The organism is Acinetobacter sp. WU_MDCI_Abxc222 (assembly GCF_025514755.1).
Lineage (GTDB): Bacteria > Pseudomonadota > Gammaproteobacteria > Pseudomonadales > Moraxellaceae > Acinetobacter > Acinetobacter geminorum.
In genome coordinates, this window is the sequence record NZ_JAHPVG010000005.1 from 178134 (window position 1) to 193511 (window position 15378).

At 39.7% G+C, this 15378-nt stretch carries 13 protein-coding genes; 4 read left to right on the plus strand and 9 right to left on the minus strand.

Features of this window, described 5'->3' with window-relative positions; all coding sequences use genetic code 11:
• Positions 1–14: 14 nt before the first annotated feature.
• From pgaC to KTJ10_RS10130, 4 genes are all read right to left on the minus strand, one after another.
• Entirely contained in the window at positions 15–1274 is a 1260-nt protein-coding gene (gene pgaC / locus KTJ10_RS10115; protein WP_262441937.1) for a poly-beta-1,6-N-acetyl-D-glucosamine synthase, read from the minus strand.
• Positions 1275–1287: 13 nt separating this feature from the next.
• Positions 1288–3282 carry a poly-beta-1,6-N-acetyl-D-glucosamine N-deacetylase PgaB gene (gene pgaB, locus KTJ10_RS10120; protein ID WP_262441938.1) on the minus strand — a complete coding sequence of 665 codons (1995 nt, stop codon included), beginning with the start codon at positions 3280–3282 and terminating at the stop codon, positions 1288–1290.
• 243 nt (positions 3283–3525) lie between these two features.
• Complete coding sequence (locus KTJ10_RS10125) at positions 3526–3864, minus strand: FKBP-type peptidyl-prolyl cis-trans isomerase (RefSeq protein WP_002117532.1); 339 nt, start codon at positions 3862–3864, stop codon at positions 3526–3528.
• Between the two features lie 87 nt (positions 3865–3951).
• Positions 3952–4482 (minus strand): YaeQ family protein, encoded by a 531-nt coding sequence (locus tag KTJ10_RS10130; protein WP_039757051.1) that lies wholly within the window; start codon positions 4480–4482, stop codon positions 3952–3954.
• Positions 4483–4671: 189 nt separating this feature from the next.
• On the opposite strand from KTJ10_RS10130, the gene dctA reads away from it, so the two are divergent.
• Positions 4672–5934: a C4-dicarboxylate transporter DctA gene (gene dctA / locus KTJ10_RS10135; RefSeq protein WP_063098292.1), complete on the plus strand. Its 1263-nt coding sequence runs from the start codon at positions 4672–4674 to the stop codon at positions 5932–5934.
• Positions 5935–5979: 45 nt separating this feature from the next.
• Here the strand turns inward: dctA and KTJ10_RS10140 are convergent, their stop codons facing one another.
• Positions 5980–6978 (minus strand): CobW family GTP-binding protein, encoded by a 999-nt coding sequence (locus tag KTJ10_RS10140; protein ID WP_262441939.1) that lies wholly within the window; start codon positions 6976–6978, stop codon positions 5980–5982.
• A gap of 500 nt (positions 6979–7478) precedes the next feature.
• Between KTJ10_RS10140 and KTJ10_RS10145 the strand changes: the two genes are divergently transcribed.
• The gene (locus tag KTJ10_RS10145) at positions 7479–7679 is read left to right on the plus strand and encodes a hypothetical protein (protein WP_032005829.1); all 201 of its coding nucleotides are present in this window, start codon (positions 7479–7481) and stop codon (positions 7677–7679) included.
• Positions 7680–7810: 131 nt separating this feature from the next.
• Here KTJ10_RS10145 and KTJ10_RS10150 read toward each other — a convergent pair whose 3' ends face one another.
• The 4 genes from KTJ10_RS10150 to KTJ10_RS10165 all read right to left on the minus strand — a co-directional run bounded on the left by KTJ10_RS10150 (position 7811) and on the right by KTJ10_RS10165 (position 13013).
• The gene (locus tag KTJ10_RS10150; protein WP_005070756.1) at positions 7811–8326 is read right to left on the minus strand and encodes an acyl-CoA thioesterase; all 516 of its coding nucleotides are present in this window, start codon (positions 8324–8326) and stop codon (positions 7811–7813) included.
• Positions 8327–8576: 250 nt separating this feature from the next.
• Positions 8577–9191 (minus strand): MarC family protein, encoded by a 615-nt coding sequence (locus tag KTJ10_RS10155; RefSeq protein WP_002117499.1) that lies wholly within the window; start codon positions 9189–9191, stop codon positions 8577–8579.
• 11 nt (positions 9192–9202) lie between these two features.
• A complete protein-coding gene (locus KTJ10_RS10160; RefSeq protein ID WP_202724558.1) occupies positions 9203–11269 on the minus strand; it encodes a choline transporter in 2067 nt (688 codons plus the stop codon).
• Between the two features lie 121 nt (positions 11270–11390).
• A complete protein-coding gene (locus tag KTJ10_RS10165) occupies positions 11391–13013 on the minus strand; it encodes a BCCT family transporter (protein ID WP_014206021.1) in 1623 nt (540 codons plus the stop codon).
• A gap of 264 nt (positions 13014–13277) precedes the next feature.
• Here KTJ10_RS10165 and betI point away from each other — a divergent pair, with 264 nt between their 5' ends.
• A complete protein-coding gene (gene betI / locus KTJ10_RS10170; RefSeq protein ID WP_262441940.1) occupies positions 13278–13901 on the plus strand; it encodes a transcriptional regulator BetI in 624 nt (207 codons plus the stop codon).
• Positions 13894–15366 (plus strand): betaine-aldehyde dehydrogenase, encoded by a 1473-nt coding sequence (betB, locus tag KTJ10_RS10175; RefSeq protein WP_262441941.1) that lies wholly within the window; start codon positions 13894–13896, stop codon positions 15364–15366. Before betI ends, betB begins: the two co-directional genes overlap by 8 nt.
• Positions 15367–15378 lie beyond the last annotated feature (12 nt).

Sequence of the window (15378 nt, forward strand, 5' to 3'; positions counted from 1 at the left end):
ATGACTCTTGCATTTCATCCACGAATGCCCCGATCCGGGCTCACCCAACGCGCACGTTTCTCATCTCCACGTTTTAAAACTTTCGGAAATGCCACAATAGTTGCCGAGATGGTGATTAGCCAAAAGACCAATGGATACCAGATCATCCAGAAATAGTTTTTTCCTAGATGTGGTTCATAACGACTATCCATCCATTTGCTTAAAGCAAACTGAATGAGACAAGTCGCCCCCAATAAAATACCGCTACCATACGGTAAAAATGGAGAGCTCACAACGGCTAAAGCAGGGACTGGTAAAATAAAATGTACCAACCATAATAAAGCCATCGCGAGCATTAAATATGACCAAACTAAGGTTAAGCACAGCTCAAACATTAATGGCCATAAAAAATTTAGTTTTGGCTTAGTGAACACATCAATATTTTTAATTAATACCTGTGCCCCGCCCATAGCCCAACGTAAACGTTGTTTCCACAAACCATTTAAAGTTTCAGGCATTAAAATCCAGACCAAGGCATTCGGTTCAAAACGAATGTCCCAACCTGCACGCTGCAATTTCCACGTAATATCGATATCTTCAGTCAACATATTTGGTGACCAATAGTCCACTTGGTGAACAGCGCTCTTACGAAAAGCGGTAATTACACCCGATACGGTAAATAAGCGTCCAAAGGTACGTTGTGCACGTTTAATCATGCCGACAATCGAAGAAAACTCACCGACCTGAATACGCCCTAATAAAGTTGAGCGAGTACGGATACGTGGGTTACCCGTCACAGCTGCAACTGTTGGATTTTCCTGAAAATGACGAATCATCCACTTTGCTGCATGAGGATCAAGTAAAGCATCCCCATCAATACCAATTAAAAACTCGGCATCGGTCATTAAACTTCCGGCTTGCAGCCCCATCGCTTTACCTTGGTTTTGAGCCAAATGAACAACACGTAGTTTTTCATGTTGTGCTGCTAAACAGTCGAGTACCTCACCAGTATTGTCCGAGCTACCATCATTAATCGCAATCACTTCAAAATGAGGATAGTCCAGTTTTAATGCATGGCTAATGGTTTCTTCTGCATTATCCCCTTCATTAAAACAAGGAATTAATACAGCGACTTTTGGATAACTCTCTAATGGAGCAGGTTGATCGTAAGGCGGAGCCTGACGTTCTTTCCAATAGAAAATGATCGCGCCAATCATCCATAAATACGACATGAATAATGGATAATAGAAAACGAATTTTAAGGCATGCGACCATATTGCAGCAAAGATTGTCATGTTTTAGCCTCAACTACGGCACAAGACGAGATGATTTTTCAGCAAATGCTTTATGCATAGTGTCCACATCCGGATGATCTTTAATTGGGTCATCTGGATAATATCCGACATGCATTACACCTTGCTGATAAAGAGAATGAATTGTTGCAGCCATTTCAGTTGAAGGTACCTTTTCGTTTTTACGCCAGTCAGTTGCCTGTAATTCAAAAACGGTTTTCTTAATGCCATTTGGATATTGTTTCACGCGATCAACCATATCTTTATAGAACTGATCGGCATTATCTACCTGTTCCATATAAGGCATTGCCATAATAGCCGTAAAGTCATAACGTTTTAATGACTCTTCAAGCGATTGTGAATACCAGTTTTCTGCGTATGGTTTTAAAGCAACTTGCGCGTATAAGTTACGTGCGGTGAGCAAGAACGGTTCATATTGTCGCACGTCATCAACGAGTTGCATTGCAAAATCATCTAGATATTTTGTCTTATATGCAGTCCATTTTTGCAAATCTTGATCGTTATCACGGATTTTTGCCAAATCTGTTGGCAAGCCTTGTTTTGCATAGGCTTTTAATGCTTCCGGGCTTGCATCTTCATAGTCAGATAAGGTGACATCATCATGGAATAAAATTCCGTTAAATGAAGATGACTTAGCCAAATCTTGATAAATCTCACGAATAGTTTGGCGTGCGTCTGCTGAGAACGGACTTAAACGGATATACCCCATGTTGAGGTGTTCACCAGATTTTGCCTGTTCTGTCACAACTAAGTCTTTAGAAACTGGATCAGTTTTTGGTAGTTCCCATGCCAATAAAGGCATCCACGCATAAATACGACTCACAGGCGTACGCGTTTGAATTTGCCATGCAACACGGTTAAACAAGTCAGCACGCATTGGAATGTGACGGTTCGGGAAATACACCATATCAGCAGAGCCATTCGCATCTGGATCTGAAAATGCTTGTAAATAGACAGTATTTACACCCATCGCATTAATTCGGTCTAACAAATGACCTAAATTACGTTCTTGCTGTTTCGGATCCGGGTCATAAATATAGTCCAGATCGATATGCATAATTTTTTGCGGACGATTGTTATCCGTTAAATTCAATTCACGATTTTTAATTTCTTGAGCCAAATCATCAGTCGTCATATCGCCTTCTACCAAAATACGGCTCATATTTTGTAGAGATTGTTTTGCGTGATCAGCCCCATCATCCAGTGTAATAGTCACTGGCATACCCAATTTTTTCGCAATTTGGACAGTTTGCATATTATAGCGACCATATGGCCACACCATAATACGTGGTGAACGTAAGCCATGCGCTTTGAGTAGCTCGTTATTTTTCTTTAAATCATTATAGATACGTGATTGATATTGTTCATCGTTCTCATAGGTTTGAGTTTTAACATCATAAAAACGAGTTGTTGCAGCAGGTTCAGAGTTACCTTGCGGGTTGCCTGTAATACCGCGGTGTAAATGATAGCTATGGCTTGCAATTTCTACAAAACCACTATCTTGCATCTCTTTCAGCTCACCCCAGCTTAAGATTTTGTCACGTGGGATTTCTTCCCCTGAAAAATCAACTTTCTGCCCTGCTTTTGGTTCTAACCATGAACCTACAACAGCAAGAACAACCGGAATTTTTTTAGCTTTAATGACTGGATAAGCATTTTGATAGAAAGATTGATAACCATCATCTACAGTTAATAAAACTGGTTTTGTAGGCAGTTGAGCCTTACCCTGATGAGCACGGATCAACTGATCAACCGTAATAAAATGGAATCCGTTTTTTTGCAGCCATTCAACATGCTGTGTAAATTGTTGAGTCGTCACTGCATATTGAGGAATTAATGCATTTTTAGTATCGGTAATTTCATGATAACCAATCACCGTAAGTGTTGACGCGTCCAGTTTAGGTGGTTTGGCTAATGCCATGCCTGACAAACCTGCCAAAGCTAAGCCAAGTGATATGTTCAACAAAGGAGATGCAAAGCGGATAGTCATGAAATAGCGTCTCAATATCAATATAGATTATTTATGTGAAATTTGATGTTAAGCCACAAACTTTTTGAAATTTGGTCTTAATATCACACTGCCTGCAAATGAACAGTTTTTCAGTCAGCATTTATAATCAAATAATCTGAAAATAATCTTAAATATTCAAAAAGCTAAAATATAAATTAATAATGTATTTATATTTAAAGCTCATATAAACAAGAAAGCCCCCTAAAGGGCTTTAAATTTTCACTAGTCACGAGTTTTGACATCAAATAATTCAATTTCAAAAATTAAATTAGAATTAGCAGGAATAATCTTACCCATTTTACGCTCACCATAAGCTAAATGAGCAGGTACGATGAGTTTACGCTTGCCGCCAACTTTCATTCCCATAATGCCTTGGTCCCAACCTTTAATTACACGGCCTGTTCCAATCACGCATTCAAAATAATTACCGCGGTCAATTGAAGAATCAAATTTTGTGCCATCTTCTAACCAACCTGTATAGTGAGTTGTGATTAAAGCGCCTTTAACAGCCTCTTTACCCTCGCCTACTTTTAAATCGATAATTTCTAATTCATTTGACATGGTTTACCCCTTAATCTGAATCTTTAAAATCGCAGTTGGTACTTAGTGTACCAACTGAATCTGTAGAATTTGTTGCGCTTTTCTGTGTTACTGTAACTGTGTCCACACAACATTTGCTTGACCCTTTTCACCTAAAAGCGTCCACTCGTTGTCCATGACATTTAATTGTAGCTGCATCGTACGTTCACACAGTTGCTCTAGCTCTACTGTACTTTGAGGGGCAATTTGCCAAACCTGAACGTTACTTAACGTTTTAATTTTACTGTTTCGTTTCCACCAGTCTTCGACTTGTGTGCCATAAACAACAATCGCCACTGTTTTACAACGTGCACTGGCTTTTTTGACTTTATCTTCAGATGGCAAACCAACTTCAATCCATGTTTCTAACTGACCCGTTAAATCTTTTTGCCATAACGCTGGCTCGTCAGTTTCAAAAAGGTCTTTAGTAAACTCAAGCTCATCACTTGCGAAACGAGCAAAGGCCATCAAACGAACCATTAAGCGTTCTAAAGTCTCAGAGGGATGCAAGGCAAGTGTCAGTTGATAATCACCATAAATATGGTCATCCATATTGGCAATATTCAAGTCTGCCTTATAAATTGTTGCTTTAAGCGCCATGATTAATATGTCCCAAAATTTGGCGCTAAGGATACTCGATTTTGGATAAGAAATTATAAAAAAACTGAACAATCCAAAGCATAGTCATGTGAAATTTGCATATTCTTCCAAAACGCTCCCCTCAAGTTATAGTTGGCCGGTTTTTTGCTTTAGAGAGATATATTTTCCTCTTGCTAAAATTGATGACTTATGTGGCTAAAGCTCAAGCGTAGTTTATTTTTACAGGTTCTTTGTGCTCTATTCCTTGGAGTTGCAGTTGGAATCGGTTTCCATGATTTCTCCCTATCTCTCAAGCCATTAGGTGATGGTTTTATTTCTTTAATTAAGATGCTTATTGCACCAATTGTGTTTTGTGTTGTTGTACTGGGAATCTATGGTGCAAACGACATTAAAAAAATGGGCAAAGTCGGTGCAAAAACCATTCTTTATTTTGAAGTGGTTACTACTATTGCCTTAATTTTAGGCATTATTGTGGCCTATGTATTTAAACCGGGCGTCGGTATGAATATCGATATTAGCCATTTAGATGCAAAAGATTTAAGTACCTATACCGAACGTGCCCACGAGATGCATACAGGTTCGGAATTTCTACTCAATATTATTCCAAAAACTTTCACTGCTGCTTTTGCAAACGGCGATATTTTACAGGTTTTATTGATCGCTATTTTATTTGGTGTTTCCCTACTTTTAATTCCTAAACATTTAGCAGAGCTGGTACGTCAAGCACTTGAAGCTTTTTCAGAAGTCTTCTTTAAAATTATGGGGCTCATTATTCGTTTAGCTCCAATTGGTGTATTCGGTTCAGTCGCCTATACCACTGCTAAATTTGGTTTAGATTCACTCTTACAATTGGGTTATTTAGTTTTACTGTTTTATGCAACCTGCATTTTATTTGTCGTTATTGTTTTAGGTTCGATTTTAAAACTTGCCGGTCTCAACATTTTCAAATTTGTGGGCTATTTTAAAGATGAACTCGCTATTGTTTTAGGTACCGCTTCTTCTGACTCTGTTCTTCCTCAAATTATGAAAAAACTCAAAAATTTGGGAATTAAAGATTCAACTGTCGGTCTGGTTATTCCAACTGGTTATTCATTTAATCTAGATGGCTTTTCAATTTACTTAACTTTAGGCGTGATCTTTATTGCACAGGCCTGCAATATTGATTTGTCTATGCATGACTTACTGGCTATTTTGCTGGTTTCACTCATCACATCTAAAGGGGCGCACGGCATTCCCGGCTCGGCTTTAGTTATTCTTGCAGCCACGCTTTCAGTGATACCAAGTCTCCCTGCAATTGGCTTAGTGCTTCTACTTTCAGTCGACTGGTTTATCGGAATTATTCGTGCCTGTACCAACTTAATTGGTAACTGTGTCGCGACCGTAGTGATTGCTCACTGGGAAAAAGATATTGACCATGCGCAAGCTAAAGCTGTGTTAGATAGCAAACCTTAATCCCACTCTTCAGAGAACATTGAATTACTTTTGGTTTAATGTTCTCTATTCTTCAAGCTGACAGGCAAGTAAAGCTGTTTCAAAAGCCAACCAATCATGGTTATGCTCGCTAATGATTTCAATACGATTATCAATGCCCTCTTCACCAGACTTATAATTAAACTGATCAGGATTAAAGTTAAAAACTTTCCACCCTTGATCTGTGTTAAAAATTCCCTTAATTCGAAGCCAGTCTTGCTGTGCACATAATAAATCTAGCAAAGCATAAAACTCGAATTTCCAGCGCTTAGGTAATTTCCAACCTGCCACAATATAGCCTTGTGCCGACTCGACATAATGATAAGGTAATTGCTGAATTTCCTTCTTAACCTCGGTTTCAGTCATTTGTTTTTGAAGTTTAAGTAAAGGTTGTATAGATCGCTCGGTTAAACGAGCAGCTATATCAATTTTATTTAACGCTAACTGACCATGTTCAATTTTAATCCACTCTTGGTGATAAGGTTGGTATTCGTCTTTTAATAGCTCAAGCGCCTGATCATCTTCAAAAGTCATCACATCGCTATGTGACACCACCACAATCTGGGCAGCTTTTAACTGATCTTCATAAAGGTTTTGTTTAACCCAATTGGTATCGTGCAAACGACTGCCATCTACCACCGTAATCAATGCTCGCATGGCTAAACTACTTTGCCAATGAGGTTCAGTCAGTTGGTCAAATAACTGAGAAGGATGTCCAAGTCCAGTCGGCTCAATAAAGAGTCGATCTGGCTTTTGTTCACTCAATAGACGGGCTAAAGCAATATGCATTGGCAATTGACTGCTACAACATAAACAACCACCTAATAGCTCTTTGACTGCATATCCTTCATCTTGAGGTAAGAGTTGTTGGTCTACTCCAATTTGCCCAAACTCATTCATTAATACAGCCCACACCTCATCTTTAGGCTTTTGGCTTAATAAATGCTGTAACAACGTGGTTTTTCCTGCCCCTAAAAAACCGGAAATAATATGGGTGGGAACAGTTTTTGGGGCTATCAGTTTCACAAGCGGCTCAAATCAACAAGGTATAAAAAACTAAGAAAGGTATATCACTGTTTAAATCCCATGAAAATGATTTTTCACTTTGAAGATATACTTTTCAATTATCAGGCTAAAGCTCTCAATTTGTGACAGGCATCTCATCAATCATCTAAATTAACTTTTAATATCTACAATTCAAACGAAATATCCTATTCAAGCATATTCACAATTCATGCCAGAGTGTTAGGTTTGCGTAACAGAGTTGGCTTTTTTTTACTCGATAAGAAATATTTTTTCACATTTTAAGGTGTATTTAAGCCCCTTTATTTTACAGATTGCTCACATAAATGACCCGTATATTTCATATTGTTAAGATAGCCGTAATAGATTGTTAAGTTAATTGATGTAATACCAACCTCGGCTTAGCATGTGTCCTAGCTTAGTCATTCAGCCATACAGGTTTCAGGTATGTATGAACGATTAGGTTTAATTTATTTTTAAATGAAATTTAAGGATGCCATAAAATGAAATTAGCTAAAACTTTACTCGCTACTACACTTGCTTTAACTGCTGCTTCAACTTTTGCTGCTTCTAAGCACGACCAAGCACATAACGCTGCTGGTGAAGAAAAAGTTGTTGTTTCAACTCAAGAACAAGCAAACACTGCAAATGCTGCATCTGATGCTGTAGGTTCTGCTTCTGAAGCTGCTCCTGCAACTCGTTAATTCTCTCAGCATTCTCCTCCAAGCTCAGAGATAATTTTACTGAAATGAAAAATGGACGCTGAATTTTGGTAAAGAAGAAAAAGGATCGAACCATGCTGCGGTTCGATCCTTTTTTAATTTGATCTATTTTTTTAAGAAGTTTTCTTATACATGCTACAAGATGGGTTGTGATTTTCTTGAAGACGTAAAACCTTACGATGCTCAGCAGCTTCAAAGCGGCAACGCTTCCATTCTGTATTTAGATTTAATTGAGGTACTTCACATGGCTTGCCCTGTTCATCAACAGCAACCATCGTGAAATAACAGCTATTGGTATGGCGTACTGTCCGCTTCTGGATATTTTGCGCTTCAACACGGATACCGACTTCCATTGAAGTACGACCTACATGGTTCACACTTGCCAAGAAGGTTACCAACTCACCTACATAAATAGGTTCTTTAAAATTTACTTTATCTACAGATAAAGTCACCACGTAGCCACCCGAATAACGACTTGCGCAAGCATAAGCGACTTGGTCTAGTAGTTTTAGAATCGTACCACCATGAACATTACCTGAAAAATTTGCCATATCAGGCGTCATCAAAACTGACATCGTCAATTCAGACTGATCATCAGTTGCTGTGGTCATTTCATCTAATGTAGGCATAGCTCAACTCTGTCTTAAAACAAGCTCAGTCAACATTATGGTTGATAATTCACAAAAAAAACATGCTTAAATCCATAACATAGCATCGTATTTTTTAATATCTTTGATTGTTTTTTAAAATTTAATTTTTTAAGGCACTATTTTTAAAGTTATTTTTTAAAGCTGTTCTATTTATCTTAGAATTTTTTAGAAGATGCTATGCCATTTTATTCCATGTTCAATGGCATAGCAGGTTCTTATGAATGACTTGCTAAACTTTATTAATGACGCCTGTCACACCATTAATAATCATATCAATGGCGATCGTACCAATTAATAAAGCAGATAAACGCCCGACAATATCAAAATAGCGGTCAATATGTTTGGCATGTTTATAGCGTAAATGATCATGTGAAAATTTCATCAAAATCAAAATACTGCAAGTTAAAAACAAGGTGAAGGCAATTACTAGCGCTGCCTCACCAATTGACATTTCAATCCCTGTGACTACCGCAGCGCTAATAGTCCCTGGGCCGATCATAAACGGCATGGCAATGGTGCCAGCCAGATGTTCTGGAGCACCACGCATTTCACCGATGGTATCGGCACCCTGAAACACATAGCGGTAGCCAATCACCAAAAAGATAAGGCCTCCAAAAATCTGAAAGGCTTCAAAACGTACATTCAGATATTTACTAAAAATTGTTTCGCCGCCCCATGCAAATAGCATGAAGACAACAAAAGCAATCAAACTTCCCTGAATCAGTGCTTTATTAAACACCTTAGCTTCTGAATGGCGAATCAGGCCAATCATATAAATGCTCATTAAAAATGGATTGAGCAAAGAGAAAAATAAAGCAAAAGAATGTAGATAAGGAGAAGCCATGCATTTTCCTCTTAAGCTTGTGGATCTGGGAACAATGGACGATTCCCGGGGCTAATACGATTAATATGTAAGAATGTCATATGTCGTTCATATTTATCTAAAATATCGTTAATGACCTGTTCTTTACTGTAACCGACCAGATCGTTATCTTGAGAGCCATCATAAAGATAGGTTTCAAGTCGGAAATAGAACTGTTTGCCTCGTTTTACACGCTGGCTAAAGTTCGGCGCGCTATAGCGTACAGGCCAGATCTGATAAACAAAGTTTTGCTCTTCTTCCAAATGGATAGTGAGATCTAGATGGTAAAGCGTATCTTCATCTTCAAGCGGGGTTTGCTGCACGTCCACATTCATACCCTGCTTAATCAACTCATCAGCAACAGCCTGAACAGCTGGCAAACACACCGTATCTAGCATGCGGTGTGTTTCAGTGGTTCCCGGATGATGCATCACTCGAGTTAAACGCTGTTTCCAGTTCAGAATATCAACGTTCCCTACGACTGGCGCTGCATTCATACTGCGACTAGCATGCCTGTAATCTTCAAGTCTAAGGGACTTATAAAGCCCAGCCATCACAAGAAACATCACAAAACTAAACGGCAACCCCATAATAATAGTTGCGTTTTGCAAGGCGGTAATGCCGTTGGTCATGAGCATGGCTAATGTGAGTAAACCAATCGCCACAGCCCAAAAAACGCTTAGCCAACGTGGAGCATCATTATCGATATTAGTAAGTTTAGTGGTGAAGTTACCTAAAACCAGCGCTCCCGAATCGGCAGAAGTCACGTAGAACAAAAGCCCTGTTACGGTGGCAATTGAAGCGATAAAGGTAAAGCCCGGATATTGTGCTAATAAGTCATAAAAACCATGAGCCGGATTTGCTAATACCGTTGCTGCTAAGGTTTGGTTGCCTTCAAAAATAACACTGTGCAGTGCGCTATTACCAAAAATAGATAACCACGTGAGTGTAAATAGAAGTGGAATAATTAAGGTACCGCATACAAACTCACGAATGGTACGCCCTCTTGAGATACGTGCCAGAAAGAGTCCTACAAATGGAGACCAAGCAATCCACCACGCCCAGAAGAAGAAAGTCCAACTACTCATCCACTCTTTAGGCTGTTCAAAAGCAAAACTTTGTAATGCTAAAGCAGGGAAACGAGTTAAATAGTCACCAATATTTTGGACAAGGGCATTGAGTAAAAACTCGGTATTTCCCAAAAATAAAATAAACAGCAATAACCCGACCGAAACATAAATATTGATTTCAGATAAAATCCGCAGGCCTTTATTGACCCCGGATGTCACCGAAATAACGCTAATACCGACCGCAACAGCAATCAGGATAAATTGCATCCAGATATTTTCTGGTAACCCCAATAACACATGTAGGCCATAATTCAGCTGTACTACTCCAATCCCGCAGGTCGTCGCAATACCAAAAATTGTCCCGATCACGGCAGCTGTATCAACACTATGCCCAATTGCCCCATTAATTCTTTGTCCAAAGATTGGATAAAGTGCAGAACGAATGGTAAGCGGCAAATTATAACGATAGCTGAAATATCCCAATGACATACCAATCAAGGCATACATACACCAGCCAGTTAAACCGTAGTGAAACAATGTCCAAACCATACTTTGGCGTGCTGTTTCATAGGTTTGCCCTGCTCCGACCGGAGGTTGCATGTAATGAGATAGTGGTTCAGCGACCGAGAAGAACATGAGGTCGATACCAATACCCGCCGAGAACAGCATGGCAGACCAACTGAGTAAACTAAACTCAGGCTTTGAATGCTTAGGTCCTAATTTGATACTGCCATATCTTGAGCAAGCAATAAAAATCACGAAGGCCATATAGAGTGTTGCGGCCAGCAGATAATACCAACCAAAGGTTGAAGTTACCCACTGAAGCACGGCATTCATGACTCGATTTGCAAAATCGTTGAATAAAAACGTGACGAGAGAAAAAATTAAAATAAGTACAGCTGAAAAATAAAAAACCACACGGTTGAGCGGGTCTTTTTTAGATTTAGATAATGTTAAATCATCAACTGCTCTTGGATTATCTGTTGCCATACAATCCTCAAGGAATAAAATAAAAACAAAATATTTAATTTCGTCTTTTCACTCTTATTTAAAACAATGAAAAGACGACTTTAAACGCAAAAAAATAATATATAGATGTGATCGATTGAGGTTATAAAACCTCGGTCACTTTATTCTGGTCACAATTCGATGGGACTGAAATGTCTTTTGAAACAGCTAACTGTTTTTTCACTAATTGAGGGTCAAAATCATCTTGCTTTAACGCTTTGGCTAAACCAAACATATAAAGCAAAATAATGACTGAAAATGGTAAACCACATAACACCACAGCACTTTGCATGGAGTTAAAACTACCGGCTAATAGTAAGCCAATACTTACAATGGTAATTACCACAGACCAAAAGACGCGTAACCAGATCGGTGAATCACTATCATTGGTGCCCCCTTTTGAGGACAAATTAGCGATCATTAGTGTACCAGAGCCAACTGGTGTCAAAAATAAAACGAAACAAATTACAACAACAATACCGGCAACGTAAGGATTAAACGGCAGATATTCGAGTAATTTAAATAAAGATAATGCTGGATCAGTTAAGACCATATCACCTAATACTTTCTGTTTTTGCTGCAAGATTAAATAAATTGCAGTGTTTCCAAAAACCGAGATCCAAGCCAGTGTAAAGCCGAGTGGAATCAGGCATACACCTAATACTACTTCACGAATGGTACGTCCTTTTGAAATGCGGGCAATAAACATACCGACAAAAGGCGCCCAAGCAATCCACCAAGCCCAATAAAATACAGTCCACGAACCCAACCAGCCACTGGCTTTTTGATTGTATAAATACATATCAAAACTTTTACCAATAAAATTATTGAGATAATCGCCCGTATTTTGCACCAGACCATTTAATAAATGGTTTGTCGGACCTGTTAAAAATACAAATAAAAGTAAAGCATATAGCAAACGTAAATTAATACGCGACAACCATGCCAAACCTTTTTCAATACCCACCACTGTCGTAATTGTGGCAACGAACATCATGATGAGCACGGCAGTAATTAAAGTCGCAGAGTTATCCGGAATTTGCGGCAGTAAATAACAAATGCCCGATACCAGTACCAGCGCTCCAATTCCCAAGTTGGTGACCAAGGAAATGACCGTCGCTAAAATTCCAAAGCCATCAACAAAGTCACCCACCAAACCATGCACTCGCTCTCCAAAAATTGGATAAAGCGCCGAGCGAAGTGCCAATGGTAAGTTTTGTCTGAAAGCAAAATAACCTAAAGTAACTCCGAGCAATGCATAGAGCACCCAGCCATGAATCCCCCAATGCAAAAAGCTATAAGTCATCGCATTACGGGCTGCCTGAATCGTTCCTGCCTCACCTTCTGGCGGTCTTAAAAAATGGTCAACAGGTTCGGCCACACCATAATAAAGTAGCGCAATACCAATCCCTGCCGAAAACAGCATTGAAGTCCAAGCCAAATAACTAAACTCAGGTTTGTCGTCATCTTTTCCCAAAGGAATCTGCCCTACTTTCGAAAAAGCGAGCCAACCAACAAAACCCAGACACAGCACAATAACCAGCATGTAATACCACCCAAAAAAGTGATTTACCTGCTCTTGTACATAGGTCAGCCAAAACTGACTTTTTTCTGGAAACAGCACAAAAAGTAGGCCAAAAATGCCGATACTGATGGCTGAACTCCAAAATACGAAACGATTTAACCGAATATGGTCTGAAGAATATCCATCACTTTTCAACACCATCTTATTGCTCCTTGCAATCGGTGTATTTTTCTCAAAATAACGTGATAAGTAATGTACTTATGCGCATCATCCTATCCTTTAGAACCTTTGATTTTCACTTCTTTCTTTTAGAAGCATGTTCAAAAATTCATTGATTTTTACATATCATACTTGTTATTGATTGAACGTTCAATCAATAACAAGTATGATAAAAAAGTGCTATGATGCTCTGCAAGTTAACATGTTGAATTTTAAGCACCCATAAAAGTGCTGATGTGGACAACCATGACAAAACGCAGAGTAAAACCAGAACATGTGCGACGTGAAGAAATCATGAACGCTGCACTCGACGTAATTTATGAAGTGGGGTTATCCAATACCACCATTGCACAAATTGCAAAAAAAGCCGAGCTGTCGACCGGCATTGTCAGCCATTACTTTGGCGACAAACAGGGGTTGATAAATACCTGTATGCAAGAAATGTTAAATGTTCTGCGTCTTAAAACCGAACAGTACAGAGCAGAAGCAGATTCGCATCCAGAGAGCCAAATTAAGGCCATTATCGACTCTAACTTTGACATTAGTCAGGTCAATGAAAAAGCAATGCGGGTCTGGTTGGACTTTTGGTCAGCAAGTATGCATGTACCAGACTTAAGCCGCTTGCAAAAGATTAATGATCAACGCCTGTACTCCAACTTAAAGTTTTATTTTCTTAAGTTAATGGATGAACAACAGGCCAGTGTTGCCGCTAGAGGTTTGGCAGCATTGATTGATGGATTATGGTTACGAGGCAGTTTAAGCCGTCATAACGAATTTGACAGCAATCTTGCTCGTTCCATTGCTTACGATTATGTACAAACGCAATTGCAATTTGCGAACAAGCCTTTGCAGGAGAGACAAAATGAGTGATGTACAAGTTCATCAATTGTATATCCATGGACGCTACGTTAAAGCAACCAGTGGTAAAACATTTAATAGTATTAACCCTGCCAACGGCGAGACAATCGCGACTCTTCAACAAGCTTCTGAACAAGATATTGAAGCTGCTGTACAAAGTGCCCAACAAGGACAAAAAATCTGGGCTGCCATGACTGCCATGGAACGTTCACGTATTTTACGTCGTGCTGTCGACATTCTTCGTGAACGTAATGATGAGCTTGCCTGTCTTGAAACACTCGACACAGGTAAAGCTTTTAGCGAAACATCTACAGTCGATATTGTGACTGGCGCAGATGTACTCGAATACTACGCAGGACTTGCAACAGCCATTCAAGGTGAACAAGTTCCACTTCGCGAATCAAGCTTCTTTTATACACGCCGTGAACCTTTAGGCGTAGTTGCTGGTATTGGTGCTTGGAACTATCCAATTCAAATCGCTTTATGGAAATCTGCCCCTGCCCTTGCTGCGGGTAATGCCATGATTTTCAAGCCAAGCGAAACCACTCCACTCACTGCATTTAAACTTGCAGAAATCTATACAGAAGCTGGCGTACCAGACGGTGTATTTAACGTGGTTCAAGGCGCTGGCCGTGAAATTGGTCAATGGCTCACTGAACATCCCGTGATTGAAAAAATCTCATTCACTGGTGGTGTGGAAACTGGCAAAAAAGTCATGGCAAGTGCTGCGGGCTCTACGCTAAAAGAAGTGACCATGGAACTCGGAGGTAAATCACCACTGATTATTTGTGAAGATGCAGACCTGAACCGTGCCGCAGATATTGCCGTTATGGCAAACTTCTTTAGCTCAGGTCAGGTATGTACTAACGGTACACGCGTATTTGTTCCAAAATCACTTTTAGCCGACTTTGAAAAAGCTATTGTAGAGCGTGTAAAACGTATTCGCATTGGCGACCCAATGGCTGAAGACACAAACTTCGGTCCGCTCACTAGCTTCCCTCATATGGAAAAAGTGTTGTCCTTCATTGAGTCAGGCAAACAACAAGGCGCTAAAGTGTTAATTGGCGGTGGCCGCGCAACTGAGGGCGAACTTGCCAAAGGCGCTTATGTACTACCGACAGTATTTAGCGACTGCACTGACCAGATGGCGATTGTTCAAGAAGAAATTTTTGGACCTGTCATGAGCATCTTAAGCTATGAAACCGAAGAAGAAGTCATCCGTCGTGCTAACGACACCACCTTTGGTTTAGCTGCTGGCGTTGTTACTCAAGACATCAGCCGTGCTCATCGCATTATTCACCAAATTGAAGCTGGTATTTGCTGGATTAACACTTGGGGCGAATCGCCTGCCGAGATGCCAGTCGGTGGCTATAAACAATCTGGTGTGGGCCGCGAAAATGGCTTGACCACGCTTGGGCACTATACCCGTATCAAATCTATTCAAGTTGAACTTGGCGATTATCAAAGCATTTTTTAATGCCTCCATCGC

What these genes read in the sequence shown, in the direction of transcription:
- pgaC (WP_262441937.1), bottom strand. Translation starts at nt 1,274, where the DNA reads ATGACAATCTTTGCTGCAATATGGTCGCATGCCTTAAAATTCGTTTTC.
- pgaB (WP_262441938.1), bottom strand. Translation starts at nt 3,282, where the DNA reads ATGACTATCCGCTTTGCATCTCCTTTGTTGAACATATCACTTGGCTTA.
- KTJ10_RS10125 (WP_002117532.1), bottom strand. Translation starts at nt 3,864, where the DNA reads ATGTCAAATGAATTAGAAATTATCGATTTAAAAGTAGGCGAGGGTAAA.
- KTJ10_RS10130 (WP_039757051.1), bottom strand. Translation starts at nt 4,482, where the DNA reads ATGGCGCTTAAAGCAACAATTTATAAGGCAGACTTGAATATTGCCAAT.
- dctA (WP_063098292.1), top strand. Translation starts at nt 4,672, where the DNA reads ATGTGGCTAAAGCTCAAGCGTAGTTTATTTTTACAGGTTCTTTGTGCT.
- KTJ10_RS10145 (WP_032005829.1), top strand. Translation starts at nt 7,479, where the DNA reads ATGAAATTAGCTAAAACTTTACTCGCTACTACACTTGCTTTAACTGCT.
- KTJ10_RS10150 (WP_005070756.1), bottom strand. Translation starts at nt 8,326, where the DNA reads ATGCCTACATTAGATGAAATGACCACAGCAACTGATGATCAGTCTGAA.
- KTJ10_RS10155 (WP_002117499.1), bottom strand. Translation starts at nt 9,191, where the DNA reads ATGGCTTCTCCTTATCTACATTCTTTTGCTTTATTTTTCTCTTTGCTC.
- KTJ10_RS10160 (WP_202724558.1), bottom strand. Translation starts at nt 11,269, where the DNA reads ATGGCAACAGATAATCCAAGAGCAGTTGATGATTTAACATTATCTAAA.
- KTJ10_RS10165 (WP_014206021.1), bottom strand. Translation starts at nt 13,013, where the DNA reads ATGGTGTTGAAAAGTGATGGATATTCTTCAGACCATATTCGGTTAAAT.
- betI (WP_262441940.1), top strand. Translation starts at nt 13,278, where the DNA reads ATGACAAAACGCAGAGTAAAACCAGAACATGTGCGACGTGAAGAAATC.
- betB (WP_262441941.1), top strand. Translation starts at nt 13,894, where the DNA reads ATGAGTGATGTACAAGTTCATCAATTGTATATCCATGGACGCTACGTT.